Source organism: Belnapia sp. AC561, assembly GCF_979252845.1.
In genome coordinates, this window is record NZ_CEEDBP010000273.1 from 1 (window position 1) to 263 (window position 263).

At 61.6% G+C, this 263-nt stretch carries 1 protein-coding gene; it reads right to left on the reverse strand.

Annotated elements, in window-relative coordinates; all coding sequences use genetic code 11:
• Positions 1–189, reverse strand: a 189-nt coding sequence (locus tag AC0IW9_RS31060) for a GIY-YIG nuclease family protein (protein WP_471652150.1), incomplete at its 3' end; no start/stop codon positions are given.
• Between the last annotated feature and the right edge of the window lie 74 nt (positions 190–263).

The window sequence follows — 263 nt, forward strand, 5'->3', positions numbered from 1 at the left end:
GCCCTTGTTTTCGCACTGCTCCACATACACCAGCGCCACCGCCGGACTGGAATAAAAGAAACGCGCGCCTTTTCCGCTCTGATGCACCGCGAAGCGTCGATGCGCGTCATCGCTGATGCCGCAGTACAAGGCGCCATTGGCCGCGCGGACCAAGTAGACGAACCAGGGCTTGCCGCTTGGCTTGCACACGGGGGGCGGCTCGCAAACGGATGGGGATTCGCCATCACTGGGGGAAGCGGACAACTGCAACCTGAGTACCTTGT